The organism is Psychrobacter sp. T6-6 (assembly GCF_052258185.1).
In the GTDB taxonomy this organism is placed as follows: Bacteria; Pseudomonadota; Gammaproteobacteria; order Pseudomonadales; family Moraxellaceae; genus Psychrobacter.
The window spans coordinates 83,861-100,755 of record NZ_JBQQEX010000003.1 but is presented as its reverse complement, the minus strand read 5'-3'; the positions used below and the strand labels follow the sequence as shown (position 1 = coordinate 100,755).

General features: G+C 44.6%; 13 protein-coding genes. 9 read left to right on the top strand and 4 right to left on the bottom strand.

Annotated features, from left to right (window positions below; all coding sequences use genetic code 11):
* Window positions 1-18 precede the first annotated feature (18 nt).
* The gene (gene ccmA / locus ACTXGL_RS06305) at window positions 19-648 is read right to left on the bottom strand and encodes a heme ABC exporter ATP-binding protein CcmA (RefSeq protein ID WP_443525634.1); all 630 of its coding nucleotides are present in this window, start codon (window positions 646-648) and stop codon (window positions 19-21) included.
* 161 nt (window positions 649-809) lie between these two features.
* Between ccmA and ACTXGL_RS06300 the strand changes: the two genes are divergently transcribed.
* The 4 genes from ACTXGL_RS06300 to ACTXGL_RS06285 all read left to right on the top strand — a co-directional run bounded on the left by ACTXGL_RS06300 (window position 810) and on the right by ACTXGL_RS06285 (window position 4,070).
* A complete protein-coding gene (locus tag ACTXGL_RS06300; RefSeq protein ID WP_443525633.1) occupies window positions 810-1,877 on the top strand; it encodes a hypothetical protein in 1,068 nt (355 codons plus the stop codon).
* Window positions 1,878-1,932: 55 nt separating this feature from the next.
* On the top strand, window positions 1,933-2,775 hold the full coding sequence (locus ACTXGL_RS06295) for a type III secretion system chaperone family protein (protein WP_443525632.1): 843 nt from the start codon (window positions 1,933-1,935) through the stop codon (window positions 2,773-2,775).
* Between the two features lie 146 nt (window positions 2,776-2,921).
* Entirely contained in the window at window positions 2,922-3,851 is a 930-nt protein-coding gene (locus tag ACTXGL_RS06290) for a histone deacetylase family protein (RefSeq protein WP_443525631.1), read from the top strand.
* Between the two features lie 12 nt (window positions 3,852-3,863).
* Complete coding sequence (locus ACTXGL_RS06285; RefSeq protein WP_319050928.1) at window positions 3,864-4,070, top strand: DUF2905 domain-containing protein; 207 nt, start codon at window positions 3,864-3,866, stop codon at window positions 4,068-4,070.
* A 165-nt stretch (window positions 4,071-4,235) separates the two neighbouring features.
* Here the strand turns inward: ACTXGL_RS06285 and ACTXGL_RS06280 are convergent, their stop codons facing one another.
* Together ACTXGL_RS06280 and coaBC are read right to left on the bottom strand one after the other, a co-directional pair.
* A complete protein-coding gene (locus ACTXGL_RS06280; RefSeq protein ID WP_443525629.1) occupies window positions 4,236-5,018 on the bottom strand; it encodes a TSUP family transporter in 783 nt (260 codons plus the stop codon).
* A gap of 57 nt (window positions 5,019-5,075) precedes the next feature.
* On the bottom strand, window positions 5,076-6,485 hold the full coding sequence (gene coaBC / locus ACTXGL_RS06275) for a bifunctional phosphopantothenoylcysteine decarboxylase/phosphopantothenate--cysteine ligase CoaBC (protein WP_443525627.1): 1,410 nt from the start codon (window positions 6,483-6,485) through the stop codon (window positions 5,076-5,078).
* A gap of 242 nt (window positions 6,486-6,727) precedes the next feature.
* Between coaBC and radC the strand changes: the two genes are divergently transcribed.
* The 3 genes from radC to ACTXGL_RS06260 all read left to right on the top strand — a co-directional run bounded on the left by radC (window position 6,728) and on the right by ACTXGL_RS06260 (window position 12,576).
* Window positions 6,728-7,411, top strand: coding sequence for a RadC family protein (gene radC, locus ACTXGL_RS06270; RefSeq protein WP_443525626.1), 684 nt, complete (start codon window positions 6,728-6,730; stop codon window positions 7,409-7,411).
* A 360-nt stretch (window positions 7,412-7,771) separates the two neighbouring features.
* Entirely contained in the window at window positions 7,772-10,702 is a 2,931-nt protein-coding gene (locus tag ACTXGL_RS06265) for an acyl-CoA dehydrogenase (RefSeq protein WP_443525625.1), read from the top strand.
* Between the two features lie 497 nt (window positions 10,703-11,199).
* Window positions 11,200-12,576 (top strand): dicarboxylate/amino acid:cation symporter, encoded by a 1,377-nt coding sequence (locus ACTXGL_RS06260; protein ID WP_319050933.1) that lies wholly within the window; start codon window positions 11,200-11,202, stop codon window positions 12,574-12,576.
* A gap of 96 nt (window positions 12,577-12,672) precedes the next feature.
* Here ACTXGL_RS06260 and ACTXGL_RS06255 read toward each other — a convergent pair whose 3' ends face one another.
* Window positions 12,673-13,428: a TSUP family transporter gene (locus ACTXGL_RS06255; protein ID WP_443525624.1), complete on the bottom strand. Its 756-nt coding sequence runs from the start codon at window positions 13,426-13,428 to the stop codon at window positions 12,673-12,675.
* Between the two features lie 477 nt (window positions 13,429-13,905).
* On the opposite strand from ACTXGL_RS06255, the gene nhaA reads away from it, so the two are divergent.
* Together nhaA and ACTXGL_RS06245 are read left to right on the top strand one after the other, a co-directional pair.
* Window positions 13,906-15,108 carry a Na+/H+ antiporter NhaA gene (gene nhaA, locus ACTXGL_RS06250; protein ID WP_319050935.1) on the top strand — a complete coding sequence of 401 codons (1,203 nt, stop codon included), beginning with the start codon at window positions 13,906-13,908 and terminating at the stop codon, window positions 15,106-15,108.
* Between the two features lie 442 nt (window positions 15,109-15,550).
* Complete coding sequence (locus ACTXGL_RS06245; RefSeq protein WP_443525623.1) at window positions 15,551-16,891, top strand: oxygenase MpaB family protein; 1,341 nt, start codon at window positions 15,551-15,553, stop codon at window positions 16,889-16,891.
* The last annotated feature ends 4 nt before the right edge of the window (window positions 16,892-16,895 follow it).

Sequence of the window (16,895 nt, the reverse complement as noted above, 5' to 3'; positions counted from 1 at the left end):
TACTGCTAGCAGTCCCATTTAGACCATATAATCTGACAAATCGAGTACCTGATTGGCCACACCGACCGTCTGATGACTGGTCATGAGTATCGACCCACCAGCCTGTGCAAAGTCACATAGCCGCGCCTCCATTCTCGCCACCATATCCACATCCAGCGCTGTAAAAGGCTCATCAAGCAGCCATAATGGCGTCACATCAGGGGTTAATAAATATAAGCGTGCCAGCGTGATACGCCGCGTTTGTCCCGCAGACAGATGACTTGAGCTGATCGTCTCAAACCCTTGTAGACCTACCCAAGTGAGCGCATCATCAATATCGGATGCGCTTGGGCTGATACCATACAAGTTCAGTAAGAACGTCAGATTTTGCGCGACGGTTAGATTAGGATGAATACCCAACTGATGCGAGACATAAAGCGGCTGGATAGGCAAGCTCGATTGATCCTGATAAGCAACTCCACCTACCAGAACTGGCAACAATCCTGCTAACTGCATGAGCAACGTCGTTTTTCCCGTACCATTTGCCCCAATAAGATGGCAGATACTACCGGCAGATAAATGCAATGAGACCCCTTCACACAGCGGTATCTCACCGCGCTGAACCGTCAGCTCGTCAAGTGTAAGTAAAGGCGTATCCAAAACCGTCATCCAAACCTCTGATTATTTATCAAGTGGCAGTCAACATTCCTCACAAATAAAGGTAATGTTCGTGGCATAATACCCTATGACCACCACAAACACACAGTATAACAAATTGTCGATTACTCTGACTTTAAAAAGTACAACCTCAAAAAATACGACCTCAAAATATGACTTTGAAACCTATGCAGACTTTACCAGATAGCCAAAACGACACGACTAATACCTCACCAACCAGCCGTTTAACAGTAGATAGCTTGATTGATGCTCAGATTGATTTTATACAGCAGTGGCTGCATCAGCAGGCTGAACCTCTAGCGATGGAGGCGTGGCAATGGTTTGGGGCGCAGCCCTTGAGCAAATATATTAAATGCGAGCATTTGCAGCATGTGATGAAGGACTGGCTATTAAACCAGCCGATGACTGAGGTAATGCGCAAAGACATACGTGATATTTTGCACACCCTCATTTATCACCCGGTCAATGACAACGTGCCTTTGTCTGAATTGGTCGATGATGTACAAGTTGAAACCCTTGCTAATTACATCGGTAGCCATGAACAGCAGCGTAACGTATTGATTCATACGCTGGTCGGCAACGAAACCTTTGCAGACCTACTGACCCAAACGCTCTATCATGCTATCAATGACTTTATGGATACCACACTTGATAAAGCAGGCGGCGTCGGTAAATTAATGAAGCTTGGACGCAGCTCTTTTGAGAAGGCAACCAATAGAAACCTCGATGAAAAACTGCAAACGTATTTGCATCGTAATATTAAAGATTTGACACGAAAAGCCGAATTTAACGCACAAGAACACTTATCGAATAAAGAAGTAGCGCGTCTAATGGTCATGGGCTGGGATCGTATCAAAGATCAACCGATCAGCGAGCTGCAAACCTATCTAAGCGATGAGCCTGGCAATAGTAGTATTGATCATATCGAAGCCAGTATTCAGCAAAGCTACAACCGTCTCAGAGTATCACCGTATTTGCACAGCTTGGTGTCAGCAAGTATCGACACATGGTATGCCAATCATCAGTCTGACACGATGGCAACTATCGCTGCGGGTCTGCACATTGATGACGATGCGATGCGTCAATGTAGTGCTTCGCTACTGCCTATCGTCAAAGATGCTATTGATGCGCCTTGGTTTACCGCTCATCTACATGACATGCTAGAAGCATTTTATGCGCAGCCTACTATTAAAGAAGGACTCGCGCTGAACCAAGATTAAGCTGTCGTTTTGCTTGTTTGCTATTTTAACTTTACTTACTTGTCAGCATACTATTATGGGTCAACGCAACAAACTCAGCCTGTGGCAAAAAATCAAACGGTTACTGACTGCATCCGCGCCGCAGTCGGTTATCGATGGTACAGGTGAGCAAGCAGATTTATCACTCGCTGATAGTAACGCTGACCACCATGCTAACACTGCTAACGATAAAACTGGTATATACACTAATGTCATTGCCCGTAGTTCTGAGACTACTGATAATAACTCCTCTGCCGCTACCTCTGAACCAGATGCCAGCCAAGTCCGTGAGCAACTAAACTCCTCTCGTCTAAAGCCTGATCATTCAGTAGCAGAAACACAGCGCCCCAGTGACACGCCCATTGTCGACTGCTTAAAACAATATTTCAGCGATAAGCAATGGCACTATACGCATTATCGACCCAAGACGAATGATAGCCAGCAATCACATCACTTATCCTTGAGAATGCGCCACAAACAGGTCAACTGTGGTTATCTGTTTCGTGTACAAGAAAAAAATAAGCTGCTGGCTGTTTATGGTATCTTGCCATTTTTGATACCAGAGAGTCATCAAAACGCGGCACTACTACTCATTACCCAGATCAATTATGACATGCTGATCGGTAATTTAGAGATGGATATCAATGATGGGGAGATACGCTACAAAAACGCTATCGACGTTGAAGCCGTCGGTATTGATAATGATATCATTGAGCACTTGCTGCAAAGCGTGGTCGCGATGACTACCGTTGCCAATGAGCTGTTTGATAACCTAATCAACAATCAAGATCCTGCTGAAGATATGCAAACGCTGCTTATCGAGCTACGTCAGCAGTCAGATGCGCGTACATTCTTCTTGCCGACCCAGTTTGTTCAATAACTCGGTTTATTCAGTAAGCCAGTTTTTTCAGTAAACTGGTTGTTTATCAAGCGATAATTAGCGATAGCTCGCCTCTGTCTTTGTGCTTATCTATCTAAAATAACCACCCTATCTACAACAACCCTCAATATGAAGCTAGAATTTTTATGCTAAAAATTGCCTACTCTGATGTCTTTCGTTATTCTGTGCCCGAAAAACATCGCTTCCCCATGCAAAAGTACATCTTGATTCCTGAGCGCCTACTGGCAGAAGGAACCATTACCCAAGACAATTTCTTTGCCCCTGCCCGCTTAAGCGAAGCTGAGATTCTGACCACACATACTCCAGAATACTGGTATCAGCTCAAAACGCAAACCCTACCACGAAAGGCTGCGCGAGCTATTGGGTTTGAGATGACGCCGCAGCTGGTGGAGCGTGGCCGCTATATTGCTCATGCCACCTATGAGTGCGCACTCTATGCTCAGCAATATGGCGTGGCCATGAATGTTGCAGGTGGTACTCATCATTCTTTTGCCGGTCATGGAGAAGGGTTTTGTGTCTTTAATGATGTCTGTATTGCCAGCAACTTATTATTAAATCGCGGACAGGCACAAAAGATTTTGATTGTAGATTTGGATGTTCATCAAGGCAATGGTAACGCCAGTATCATGACGGATGAGCCACGCGTCTTTGTCTTTAGTATGCACGGTGCCAAGAACTATCCATTTCGTAAGCAAGTGTCCGATCTAGATATCGAGCTGGACAACGATGCAGGTGATGAAGCGTATTTGCAGATATTAGAGGAGACGTTACCTCGTTTAATTGCTGAAGTTGCGCCAGATATGATTTTTTATCAGTCTGCCGTTGATGTGCTTGCAACAGATAAGCTTGGCAAACTTGGTTTGACACCAGCAGGTTGCAAAGCACGTGATGAATACGTCTTGCAACAAGCAAAAGCTGCCAGCATTCCTGTTGCTATCGTGATGGGCGGTGGCTATTCAGAAGATATCGAAGATGTGGTCGAAGCGCACTGTAATACTTTTCGTTTGGCACAGCAGATATATTTTAGTGAGACTGTTCAACTTACAACGACATAAGGCAAAGTTTATATGGCGAAACTATTGATAGGCATAGGTATTGTGCTGGTTATTATCGGTATTATCTGGTTGCTGTTTCCAAGTGCTTTTTCTTGGATAGGTAATATGCCAGGCGATATCAAACATACTTCAGGCAATACGCGAGTGTATTTCCCAGTAGTGACTATGATAGTGATTAGTGTCGTCGCGACTATTCTCTTAAATATGTTTAACCGTTAAACCATATTGAGAGACTCGATTGTGCCGACTAAACCAACTCTTGCAATCTCAGTAGCCTTGGTAGCTTCAGCAAGATTTTGAGCTAGCCTTTCAGCTGACCATTGTTATGTTGAGCGTCCCTCCTATATTGGCTCTGACTTAGCATAGTGCATTAAGACAACGATACTACAATAGTGCTGTGATCCCCTGCCAGCCAACGCGTACGCCAAGCACGATTAAGATCAATAAAATAAGCTGACGAAAACGTGCTTGTGGCAAATAACGACGTAAACGAATACCAATCAAAAGCGTGGTTATAGACAATATACTCAAAAAAGCAATTAACTGCCACTCGCCGCTACTGAGCGCCATGATAGGCTCGCGTAAGACGATAATTTGGGCGATTTTTCCTAAGAAGTAGCACATGTTGCCCACTTTGGCGATAGTGTTTTTATCATCACTTGCAGACAATAGATACATCATCAGGATGGTAGACATGGCATTGGTCGAACCGCCGATAACGCCTGCACTAAAGCCAACAGCAATCAGTACCGGCTTGGTATCTGGTAGACGGATTTGTTTTCCGAGTAGACTACTCACCACATAAAAGGCTATCACCGCCGCCAATAGCAATAAAATATAAGCGCTATTGATCCATAGCAACAGCTTAGCGCCCAAAATACTACCGAGTAAGCTGGTAAGCGCAAGCAGCCAATAGCGCCTGCCGTAATAGATAAAGTTTTGCCAAATAGTGCGCTCACCACCTGCCAACCATGTCATTGCATTGAGTAGTAAAGAGGGGAAAATAACCAAGACAATGGCGTGTGGCAACGGGTAAATACTGGCAAGCGCCGTGGTCGTCACCAAGGTCACACCCAGCCCACTAATACCATGTAACAGCGATGCCAGCGCAAAAATAATCGTTAGCACTAGCATCTGAGTGCTATCGTTACCAGCCATATCTATCATATCGGTCACACCATTTTAGGCTCTGCGCTCATGTCTACTGGTTGTAAGCCTGTACCTTTAGCCGTTTTTGCGTTGACCGATTACTTCACCGATGATGCCAGCCAACTGCTCAGCGATTTTGTCTTTGCTGGTCTTTTCTAGTGCTATCGCATCACGTGCATAATACTCTGAGAAGAATACCTGCATTGCATTATCATCGCTGGCAAAACCAATATCTGCGCGTGAGACATCGTTACAAGCAATCATATCGAGATCTTTTGCGACCAATTTACCACGTGCATAACGCTCAACATCTTGCGTTTCTGCGGCAAAGCCGACGACAAACAGCTCTGGATGCGCAAGAGAAATGGTCGCTAAAATATCAGGGTTTTTAACCAGGCTAAGCGTCATCGCATCTTGCGTTTTTTTGATTTTTTGCGGTGCGGCTTCTTCAGTACGATAATCGGCAACTGCTGCAGTCGCGATAAAGACATCTGCCTTTGTGACTGGGTTGTGATCATGAGAATGTAGCGAGTCGTGGTCATAGTCGTGATTATGATTGCCATCTTCACCGCAACCACAATCGCTATGATGGTGTTCTTTGGATTGGGTATGAGAATGATCGTGCATATGCTCATGAGAATGGTCGTGTTCTTCTTCAAAATCCAGTTGCAGCTCACTGTGCGTGCCATCCACACACTGCTGTGCAGCAATCAGCATATCTTCGGCAGACAGCACATCGATACGTGTGACATTGAGCGGTGTAGGCAAAGCGACTTTGCCGCCTGCAATCAAGACGACATCTGCACCAGCTGCAACGCAGGCACGCGCTAAAGCAAAACCCATTTTTCCTGAAGAGTGGTTGGATAAGTAGCGTACAGGGTCAATTGCCTCTACCGTTGGACCTGCAGTAATAACGACCCTCTTGCCTGCTAACAGCTGGGGGGTCGTTTGCATTGCATTGAATAGCAATACTTCGGCTAATAACTGCTCAGGCTCAGGCAATCGCCCTGCGCCTACATCACCGCACGCTTGCTCACCGCTAGCTGGTTGGATAATTTGATAATTCATATCCCGTAGGGTTTGTACATTTAAGTTTACCGCTGGATGCGCCCACATCTGCTGATTCATCGCAGGAGCAACAATGACAGGTGCTGTAGTGGCAAGGCACACTGTCGTCAACAAGTCATCTGCCATACCCATGGCCAGACGTGCGAGCGTGTTGGCAGAGGCAGGTGCGATGACAACCAAATCAGCCCATTTAGCCAGCTCAATGTGACCCATGCCAGCCTCTGCTTGCTCATCAAGCAATGAGACATGCACTTCGTTACCTGTCAACGCTTGTAGGGTTAGCGGCGTGATAAAAGCTTGTGCGCCTGTCGTCATAATGACGCGCACATCAAAGCCTGATTTGATTAATAAACGGGCAAATATGGCAGATTTATAAGCGGCGATACCGCCAGTAATAGCAAGCACAATATTGGACATAAGCGTGGCATCAACAAAAAAGTAAAAAGATAAAATTGCGCTTATAGTAACAACTATGAGATAAATTGGGTAAGATTTTCCGTATTTACCTCGTTATAGTCCACACGCAATAAGACAATACAAGAAATTGAGTATCAGTGGCACATGAGTCTGGCTTGCTATATTGATGCCGCCACCGAGTTATTGACCGTGTTATTGTAAGTAGGCTACAAGCAGTATCAATCCATTTTCAAGGAGTGACAATGGCAATCAAAGACTGGCATGAAGACGACAGACCACGCGAAAAACTACTGAAATTTGGCGCAGCTCATTTATCCGATGCTGAGATATTGGCTATATTTTTGCGGACAGGGACTCAGTCTCTATCAGCGATTGAGCTGGCGCGTCAATTAATCGATCAATTTGGCAGCTTAGCTGAGCTATTGTCTGCGCCGCAACAGACCGTTCTCGCCTGTCACGGGATTGGGCCTGCGAAATACGCTCAGATACTGGCATCGCTTGAGATGGGCACACGCTATCTAGATAGCAAGCTCAAGACAGGTCAGGCGCTTGGACGCTCGCAGGTGGTCAAAGATTATATCAGTACCCAGTTGCGCGGCGAGCATCGTGAAGTGTTTGCCGTACTATGTCTCGATAATGCATTGAACCTTTTGAACTTTGAGATACTGTTTACTGGCGGTATCTCATCTTGTTCTGTCTGTATCAAGCATGTATTGCGACATGCCCTGAGCCACGCTGCCAGTCAGTTGATTATTGCTCATAACCACCCTCATACTGACGCAAAGCCATCGAATGCGGATAACCTACTGACTTATGAGCTAAAAAAAGCATGTGAATTATTAGACATATCACTTGTCGATCATATTATTGTTGGTCGTAATGAAACCTTATCCTATGCCGAAAGCTGTCTTGTGCCTTTTGGCTAGTCTATAACGCTAGTTGCTTAGCAAGTCGCCATATTTTAGTCACTCTTAAGGCTTAATCCATCAGAGTCTAATAGCTATACACTGCTTGATACATATTGTCGACACAGCGTAGCATTTTGGGTCTTGATAGTCATCGACAACTGTCTCATATTAGTGACCATTCTTTTCATTTATTTATCGATCACTTACTAGACCGTTAATACTGGCATTTAAAAAATGTAGAACCGGACATTTAGTAATTAGAAAGTCATTCGATTTATTTATAAGATAGTGAGTTGCAAAACATAACGATAATTACAGTTACCTGTTTCACTCAAATACTTTTCACGCTTTTTATCCAGCATTTCAAAGGAGATAGTCATGGCAATTGGCTTGTTTATTTTGGCAGTCATCATTCAATTAGCCGTGGTCTTGGCCATCTTTTTGTTGTCCTTATCAAGGGTTACTGGCAGTATCGTCGCTCTAATAACGGTCATCGTTACGGCAGTTATTAGTCCCTGGTCGCTCATCTTGGGTGTACCAATGGCGTTGCTATGCTTGGTCTTACTCGTTGCACCACTGCGCCAATCCTTGATTACAAAGCCTGTCTATAAGGCACTCGGCGGTGCGATGCCAAGTATGAGTGATACCGAACGTGAAGCGCTTGATGCGGGTACTAGCTGGTGGGAAAAAGAGCTGTTCATGGGTGCGCCAAACTGGGATACTTTTGCCAGCTACCCTTATCCGAAATTATCAGAAGAAGAGCAAAGCTTCATTGATAATGAAGTAGAGGCCTTGTGTACCATGCTCGATGAATGGCAAATTCAGCACAAGGATAAGGAGCTGTCACCTGAAGCATGGCAATTTATCAAAGACAACGGCTTTTTAGGTTTGATTATTCCAAAAGAGTTCGGTGGTCTAGAATTTAGCTCTTATGCGCAAAGCCGCGTGATGAGTAAGATTGCGTCGCGCTCACCGACTGCTGCTGTGACCTGTATGGTTCCCAACTCGCTCGGCCCTGGTGAGCTACTAATGCACTATGGTACAGATGAGCAAAAACAGCGCTGGCTACCAGGTCTTGCCAAAGGCGATGAAGTGCCTTGCTTTGGTCTGACTGGTCCTGAGGCAGGATCTGATGCAGGTGCGATTCCTGATACTGGTGTGGTGTGTTACGGCATGTATGAGGGCGAGCAAGTACTTGGCCTGCGTATGAACTTCTCTAAGCGCTGGATTACCTTGGCGCCTATCGCTACTGTAGTCGGTCTGGCATTCAAAATGCACGACCCAGAAGGACTGCTTGGTAATCCTGAAAAAACTGATTATGGTATTACCTGTGCGCTTGTTCCTGCTAGCCACGAAGGCGTCGTAACAGGCCCACGTCATAATCCGATCGGCTCGCCATTTATGAATGGTACAGTCGATGGCAAAGATGTCTTCATCCCGTTAGATTACATCATCGGCGGTGTCGAAAACGCTGGTCGCGGCTGGCGTATGCTGATGGAATGTCTCGGCGTCGGTCGTGGTATTTCTTTACCAGCTCTGTCTACATCAGCCAGTGAAATGACGTATTTGTCTGTCGGTGCCTTCGCAAAAGTACGCGAACAGTTCAAGATCTCAGTCGGTAAGTTTGAGGGTGTGCAGGATGCTACTAGCCGTATGGCAAGTAACACTTATATGTTAGAAGCGTTCCGTCATTTGGTGACTTGCGGGTTGAACCAAGGTGGTACGCCGTCAGTCATGACTGCTATGGCAAAATACTACGCGACTGAAACCATGCGCAGTGTGGTCAACGACGGTATGGATGTGGTCGGTGGCCGCGCCGTACAGATGGGTCCACGTAACTTCTTAGCGACACCTTATCAAGCGATCCCTGTATCTATCACCGTTGAGGGTGCTAATATTCTGACGCGTTCATTAATGATTTTTGGTCAAGGTGCAATGCGCTGTCATCCTTATCTATTTGACGAGCTGCAACTGCTACAAAGCGAAGATAAAGCTGCGGCAACCCAAGAGTTCGATACTCTTTTCTTCAAGCATTTAGGCTATACCTTCAACCGTGGTGCAAAAGCGTTTGTAGCAGGGTACGTTGGTGGTAGTAATGATGCACCAAGTTTTGCTGATGCTTTCACTCGTCCTTACTACAAGCACATTAACCGTTTAAGCGCGAGCTTTGCACTAACTGCGGATATGGCGTTAGGTTTGCTAGCAGGTGATCTAAAACGCAAAGAGATGCTGTCTGGTCGCTTAGCAGATATTCATAGCCACTTATTCATTGCGACTGCCATCTTGCAGTTTTATGAGTATGGTAGTAAATCAGAGTCTGAACGCTTACATGCCGAAGTTGCGCTACAAAATAGCTTATATACGGCTCAAGAAGCCTTTGTCTCTTTCTTTGCCAACTTCCCGAATCGTATGGCAGCCAATGTGGTTAGCTTTGTGACCTTCCCTAGCGGGCGTATTTTTACGCCAGCGAGTGATGAGCTCAAGCGTCAATTGGGCGATACGTTCATGGATGATTTTGCGGCAAACCCATTTCGTGATTATCTGAAAACCATGGTCTATTACAATACCGATGCAGACGATGTGACTGGTCGTATGGAACATGCTTATCAGACGTTAGTTGAAATTGAACCGTTGTGGCAGAAGTTCAAAAAAGCAGAACATCAAGACAGCTTTGAAGGACTGACGTTTGAGGATCATGTGGTACATGCCAGCCAAAACGGCGGTATTACCGAAGAAGAAGCGGAAGTACTGATTCAATATAATGCCATGCGCTTTGACTCGTTATTGACCGATACATTTGACGAGCATCTATCAGAAGCGCTAGAGCGTGACAATCCACACGCTCTTGAAAACGCGGTTCATCAACTGACGGACTACGCTCAGCTAAAACAACAGGCTCAAAGCAAACGCGGTATGTCTGACGATATTGATACGGCAGCGGATACTGACGCTCCAGCTATCGATGCTCTAGCTACTGGTAAGCTGAATGATACTTCAAATACAGACACAAAAACGGGTGACGAAAACCCCAATCACGGTTACGAGAGTGATGGTGACGTAGAGATGGTAAGCGAACAGGATACTGCCGAAGAAGTAACCTCACAGACAGATTTTAAGAAATCAAAACCGCAAGCAGACGCATTAGATCATCGTTACCGTGATGCTGAGTCACATCTCAGTGAGCGTATGAGTAACAATCACAGTCGCCACATTGATCCACCCGATGAGGCTCATAATAGTGCTGAAGCGAATACCCTCAAGCATTCGGAGCAGCCAGTGCATGTACCACACGAGGATGATAAAGTATAAATAAGCATTTATTGTAGATAGCGCCACTATTACGCTTAGTACTTATAGTGGCGCTATCTACCCTCAAAGAGCCAGACTGTCCCTATGCGACCGTTTGGCTTTTTTTATTACTAAAATTTAGGGGCATTTAAAGTCGATACTGAGTCCGTTGCATTAGGTTGGTCCGATATCCGATATAAAATCTCGATGTTTAGCCAGCCTCAAAACTCTTTCATAAATATTTTGTTTCATATAAGAAACAAACGGTTTAGAATAAATAATGATTATTTTATGGGCACATCGTTGTGAAAATTATCATCGTCTCAGAATAAAATGGTAAAAAAATCTTGCAGTGCCCTTAACTATTCTTTTATATTGTCCCCGAAAACGTGACATCAAACGACAATCATAATAACTTAATAGTCATAACACGCATTATAGTTAGATAAATAAACACGATCATGATCTCTGAGTGATTGCTGACTATAGCGCTGTTGTGCACACAAAGGATATGAATTATGTGGAAGAATTTGGGACTGACGGGCAAGATTATTGTTGCCATGGTGCTCGGTATTGCACTGGGTTTATTTTTAAACTATTCGGGATTGAATGGCGAAGGTGGGTTTGTTAATACCTATATCACTAATGGCTTTCTTGCCATTATCGGTAAGCTATTTGTTAACTCACTAAAAATGTTGGTCGTACCATTGGTACTTATCTCACTGATCTGCGGTGTGTGCGGTATTGGTGATATTCGTCTATTAGGACGTATCGGTACCAAAACATTTATGATCTATATGTTCACCACCGCGCTTGCGATTGCAACAGCGATTGGACTGGGTTCACTATTTGGTATTGGTAAAGGCATGAACATTGGTACTGATGCGACTTTTGAAGCCGCGTCAGCACCGCCTTTACTTGATGTATTCTCAAACATTGTCCCATCGAACCCTATCAGTGCGATGGCCAATGGTGACATGTTATCGATTATCTTCTTTGCGATTTTGATCGGTGTGAGTATCTTGATGGTTGGCAAGCCTGCCAAAGGTTTGGTTCAGAGCCTAGAGCTTATTAATGAAGTCATCTTGAAGATGGTGACGATCATTATGAACCTAGCACCTTATGGTGTGTTTGCACTATTGACCAAAGCAATGGCAGAGCTGGGACTAGACTTGATCTGGTCACTACTTGGTTATGTTGCGGTATTAGTTGGCTCATTAGCATTCCACTTCTTTATCACGATGATGATTGTACTCAAAGTCGCATCAGGTCTATCTATCAAGACCTTTTTGGCAAAAATGCGTGAAGTACAGATCTTTGCTTTTAGTACGTCAAGCTCGAACGCGACGATTCCTATTACGCTGCGTACCGTTACCAAGCGTATGGGTGTTAATAACTCAGTTGCGTCGTTTACCGTTCCTTTTGGTGCCACCATCAACATGGATGGTACTGCCATTATGCAAGGTACTGCGACCATTTTCATTGCCAATATTTATGGTATTGATCTGGGAGTTACCGAATACTTGACCGTTATTTTAATGTCGGTTCTTGCTTCTGTTGGTACAGCTGGTGTGCCTGGTGTTGGTCTCATAATGCTGTCTATGGTATTTGCTCAGGTTGGTCTACCAATCGAAGGTATTGGTCTAATCTTGGGTGTGGATCGTATCCTTGATATGTTACGTACCGCTGTAAATGTCGGCGGCGATGCTGCTGTTACGACTATCGTAGCAAAATCAGAAGGCAAAATGGATTTGGCTATTTATAATGATCCTAACGCTGGTGCAAAAGACGTATTCGATGGTCATATCGACGAAAACAACGAGCGTGAATTCTCTGAAGTATTCAGCGATGGCATCATGGGTAGTGAGTACGATGACGTAGATCGTCGCCGCTAATCACATCTATTGGATAAATAATGTCATAAAAAAACCTCAGTCACCTATGCACATGGACTGAGGTTTTTTTGTGATGAGTATATTTATTATTTTTATTTAGCCAAAAACGTACTTGGTCAGCATGGCCAAACATACCACGACAATCATCGGACGAATGAGCTTGCTGCCGCCCTTTACCACCATATGTGAGCCAAAATACGCACCAATAGTTTGACCTACCATCATCGCCAGTCCTACTTTCCACAGTACATTACCGCCCAAAATAAAGAATATGAGTGAGCCGATATTGGTAGATAAATTCAATACTTTTGCGGTACCTGTCGCCTCGATAATCTGTCGCCCACGCAGTGCTACATTGCCAAGCGCAAAAAACATCCCTGTACCTGGACCAATATAGCCATCATAAAAACCAATGAGTGGCGCCACAATCTTTTGCCATTTACCCTCTGAGATGCGCGGTGCAGCTTCCACTTCCCCAAGCCTAGGCGCAAACAACGTATAAATACCGATAGCCGCAATCAAAAAAGGAATCAGTTTTTCGAGTAAATCTGGTGGCGACATCTGCACCGCGATGGTACCTATGACTGACCCGATAAAAGCGGCAATAATCGCCAATTTTATACGCTGTGGTTTAACGACTCCTTTTTTGATCATGGTAATAGAAGCTGCAAGCGCACCTGAGGCCGCTTGGAGCTTGTTGGTGCCTAGCGTGAGTACCGGTGGGATGTTAGCCAGTAGCATGGCAGGTATGGTCAGTAGTCCACCGCCCCCAGCAATAGCATCAATAAATCCTGCTAATGCTGCCACCGCAGTGAGCATCAAAATGATCTCTAATGAGAATGTTAAATCCATAACGCTGACCTGCAAAATATCGTAAGAAAAAAGTGAGCTTGAAAGATGAGACTAGCATGTCACTGATGTGAGGCTACTAGCAGTCAGACAATTGAGTCATTGAAATCGACAAGGGAGCCGGGACAACCTCGTAAAGCGTCGATCATTATAGAGATAAAACTGCAAAAAAAGCCAAAAACCTACCAAAGTCTGCTAAATTTGTTTAATAACGACTGGGGTATCATTTATAAAAGACCTTTTGTTAAAAAGATTTAACGACTTACAACTATGTTGCTCAGCGTATCACCTTTATAATGTCACTATAATGAGTACAACAAAGTGGGCTAGCAGGTTTGTTTGGGCGTATTTTGTTGTCTATATCGATAAGAGTATGAGAAACTGTTGCTGTCTATTTGCTACCCTCGCATTGTTGGTAGCGCAGACATTGATGGATATTTGAGGTTATTTAGTAAATTGTATTTAGCGAATGAGGATGATATGGCAATACGAAGGATTAAGGCATTTTTTGAATTTGAGGCAGCAGGCGGTATCGTCTTAGCATTGGCTGCCGTTGCTGCAATGATCATTGCCAACTCCCCTCTTCATGTGTGGTACGAAAGTTTCATTCACGCGCCAGTTGCGATTCAGATTGGCGATTTTGCTATTGCCAAAGATGCGCACCACTGGATCAATGACGGCCTTATGGCGGTTTTCTTTTTCTTAGTTGGACTTGAGCTCAAGCGTGAAGTACTCATTGGTGAGCTGTCTAACGTCAAGCAAATCATCTTGCCAGCTGGTGCAGCATTAGGTGGTATGATTATGCCAGCAGCGGTGTACATACTTTTTAATCTCAATGAGCCTGAGTACTGGAAAGGCTGGGCAATTCCTGCAGCAACTGATATTGCGTTTGCACTGGGTATTCTGAGTCTATTAGGTAGCCGCGTACCCAACTCCCTAAAAGTATTCTTGGTCTCTATCGCTATTTTTGATGATATTGGTGCGATCTTAATCATTGCTCTATTTTATACTAGTGAGCTGTCATTGGAGTCATTGGCAGTAGCCGGTCTATGTCTGCCATTCTTGTATCTGCTCAATCGTCGCAACGTAACCAGTATTACGCCTTATCTGCTTATCGGTATCGTTATGTGGATTGCGGTACTCAAATCAGGTATCCATGCCACATTGGCAGGCGTGGTTTTGGCCTTATTTATCCCTATGTTTGACCGTACTGATCCTGAGCACTCTCCATTAGAGGAGCTAGAGCACGATCTCCATAACTCTGTTGCCTTTGGTATTTTGCCAATATTTGCTTTTGCCAACTCGGGGATATCACTCGAGGGCGCAGGTCTTGCTGAGCTATTCCACTCAGTGCCGCTAGGTATCGCTGCAGGCCTGTTCATCGGTAAACAAGTGGGTGTTATGGTCATGTGCTGGTTAATCTTCAAGCTTGGTCTATCAACCATGCCAAAAGGGATGGACTATAAGCAAATATATGGCGCAGCATTATTATGTGGCGTTGGCTTTACCATGAGCTTATTTATTGGCGGCTTGGCGTTTGCTGGTGATACAACGATGTTTGATGAGCGCTTGGGTATCATCATGGGTTCTATCGTCTCTGGTATCGCAGGTTATATCATGCTCAAAGTGAGCTTAAAAGACAATGTCAGCGGCACGTCGGTCGACTTGACCCGCTCTCATTAATATCAAAACGAGCGACTTATGAGCCTTTAGCTTATAAGTCGTTTTTTATTATGTACAGGTCGCTTGTTATCGTGGATAGATATACTGCAACCAGCTGACTCATAAAACCTCAGTAACTATCTATTAAATGGCTATCTATTAAACGATAAATTTAACAGCGGTCAAAGGCTTGTTAAGGATTATCATACAGAAATCGATAAGCTAAAAAATGGCTCGAATTTCGGTCTTGCTAGCGAAAAAACGCTTGTGCAACACTGTTATCACTATTGGCTGAAAGGCACTATATCAAATATCGTATCAAACACCATATTAAGCAGACGCAAAGACAGCTGGATGCATCAATTCGGTTTTATGAGGGATCGCTATAGACGGATTCGATGTTGCAGATATTAGATCTATAGCTAAATCAAGCTATAACTTAATCATAAAGGCACTTGATCATATGAGTAAGAAAACCACCAATACTGCAAGTATCTCTACACAACCTCATCATCAATCAAAAAAATCCTATCAGCGTCACGGGCGCACCACCGCCATCAGTGATCATAGTGATTTACAGGTTTTAAAGCGGATCAAACGGTATCTATTACCGAAAGATTTTAAAATCTCGCCTACCCTACTTGATGAAATAGTTGCCGGCTACGATATTGGTGATCCACTTGCAGATGCATTTGCCGCTGAGAACATTCGTTTTGCGAAGCCTTTGCAGCAAGTTATTCTTGGTGACGATATATCTGGCGATCACTTAGCTCACCCCTCATTTAGTACATTAGCCGAGCAGTTCAGTACGCATCCTGACTGGTTCGACCCCAAACTGGCTCAGATTGGTGCCGTTGCTTACAGACGCTATCCATTGATGCTCATTTGGCTACTGCGTAATGTAGCACTCATGGCAGGCTATAGCATCCCCGCCCTATCATTGCCACTGATTCAGACTGGCGCACTGATGCATGACGCACTGCCGCGACTCATGCGCACCTATGCCTATATCTTGGCCGTGTCTGAGCATCCGCAGTTAGATATGAGTACGCGTAATCATCATAACGCTATTGATCAAGTATTGGCCATCGGCTCTGAAGGCTGGCGACAGTCCATCAAAGTACGTCAAATTCATACTTTGGTACGTCAGAACTTACTCAAAGGTAAGGGCAATGCCGCGACAGGTGTGATACTAAATGCTGACCAGCATCATAATCCTGATGGCAGCTGGAACACCGATTATTGGGGTGTGCCCATCAATCAAACCGATATGATTGCCACGCACTTGCAGTTCTCTTTATTGATTATGCGCGGTCTACGTCTGCTGGGTGCCCGTATTAGCACCGAGGAAGCAGAAGGTATCTTGCATTTATGGAATCTTGCCAGCTATTGGATGGGCGTTGATTTAGATCGTCTGCCAAAAGATGAATCAGCCTGCTGGGAATGGCTGTATACCTACCTATCCATTCAGCAGCTTGATTTTAAGATGGGGCAGCCACTTGCAAAAGCCTTGCATGATTTACCACGTCAGCTCATGGGCGAAGACAATCGCCGTGGGCGGTTTGTGGAAATGGTCAACGCCAGTGTGACTCGTACCTTAGTCGGTGATGATATTGGTGATGGCTTAGATTTACCAAAATCAAAAATACGTTTTGGCGTATTATCTTCAGTGCCTATTTTGTTTGCTCTAGATACCGCGCGAGGACATAACAAAAACATTGCCGATAAGTTAGAGGCGTTCCGTGCCAAACGTCAAGATAATATGAACTGGTGGCTCAAGAAAAACGACGATTACTATAAATAAAGCG

Bases quoted from the DNA above. Each gene is read 5' to 3' on its own strand.
- ccmA (WP_443525634.1), bottom strand. From the start codon at position 648: ATGACGGTTTTGGATACGCCTTTACTTACACTTGACGAGCTGACGGTT.
- ACTXGL_RS06300 (WP_443525633.1), top strand. From the start codon at position 810: ATGACTTTGAAACCTATGCAGACTTTACCAGATAGCCAAAACGACACG.
- ACTXGL_RS06295 (WP_443525632.1), top strand. From the start codon at position 1,933: ATGGGTCAACGCAACAAACTCAGCCTGTGGCAAAAAATCAAACGGTTA.
- ACTXGL_RS06290 (WP_443525631.1), top strand. From the start codon at position 2,922: ATGCTAAAAATTGCCTACTCTGATGTCTTTCGTTATTCTGTGCCCGAA.
- ACTXGL_RS06285 (WP_319050928.1), top strand. From the start codon at position 3,864: ATGGCGAAACTATTGATAGGCATAGGTATTGTGCTGGTTATTATCGGT.
- ACTXGL_RS06280 (WP_443525629.1), bottom strand. From the start codon at position 5,018: ATGATAGATATGGCTGGTAACGATAGCACTCAGATGCTAGTGCTAACG.
- coaBC (WP_443525627.1), bottom strand. From the start codon at position 6,485: ATGTCCAATATTGTGCTTGCTATTACTGGCGGTATCGCCGCTTATAAA.
- radC (WP_443525626.1), top strand. From the start codon at position 6,728: ATGGCAATCAAAGACTGGCATGAAGACGACAGACCACGCGAAAAACTA.
- ACTXGL_RS06265 (WP_443525625.1), top strand. From the start codon at position 7,772: ATGGCAATTGGCTTGTTTATTTTGGCAGTCATCATTCAATTAGCCGTG.
- ACTXGL_RS06260 (WP_319050933.1), top strand. From the start codon at position 11,200: ATGTGGAAGAATTTGGGACTGACGGGCAAGATTATTGTTGCCATGGTG.
- ACTXGL_RS06255 (WP_443525624.1), bottom strand. From the start codon at position 13,428: ATGGATTTAACATTCTCATTAGAGATCATTTTGATGCTCACTGCGGTG.
- nhaA (WP_319050935.1), top strand. From the start codon at position 13,906: ATGGCAATACGAAGGATTAAGGCATTTTTTGAATTTGAGGCAGCAGGC.
- ACTXGL_RS06245 (WP_443525623.1), top strand. From the start codon at position 15,551: ATGAGTAAGAAAACCACCAATACTGCAAGTATCTCTACACAACCTCAT.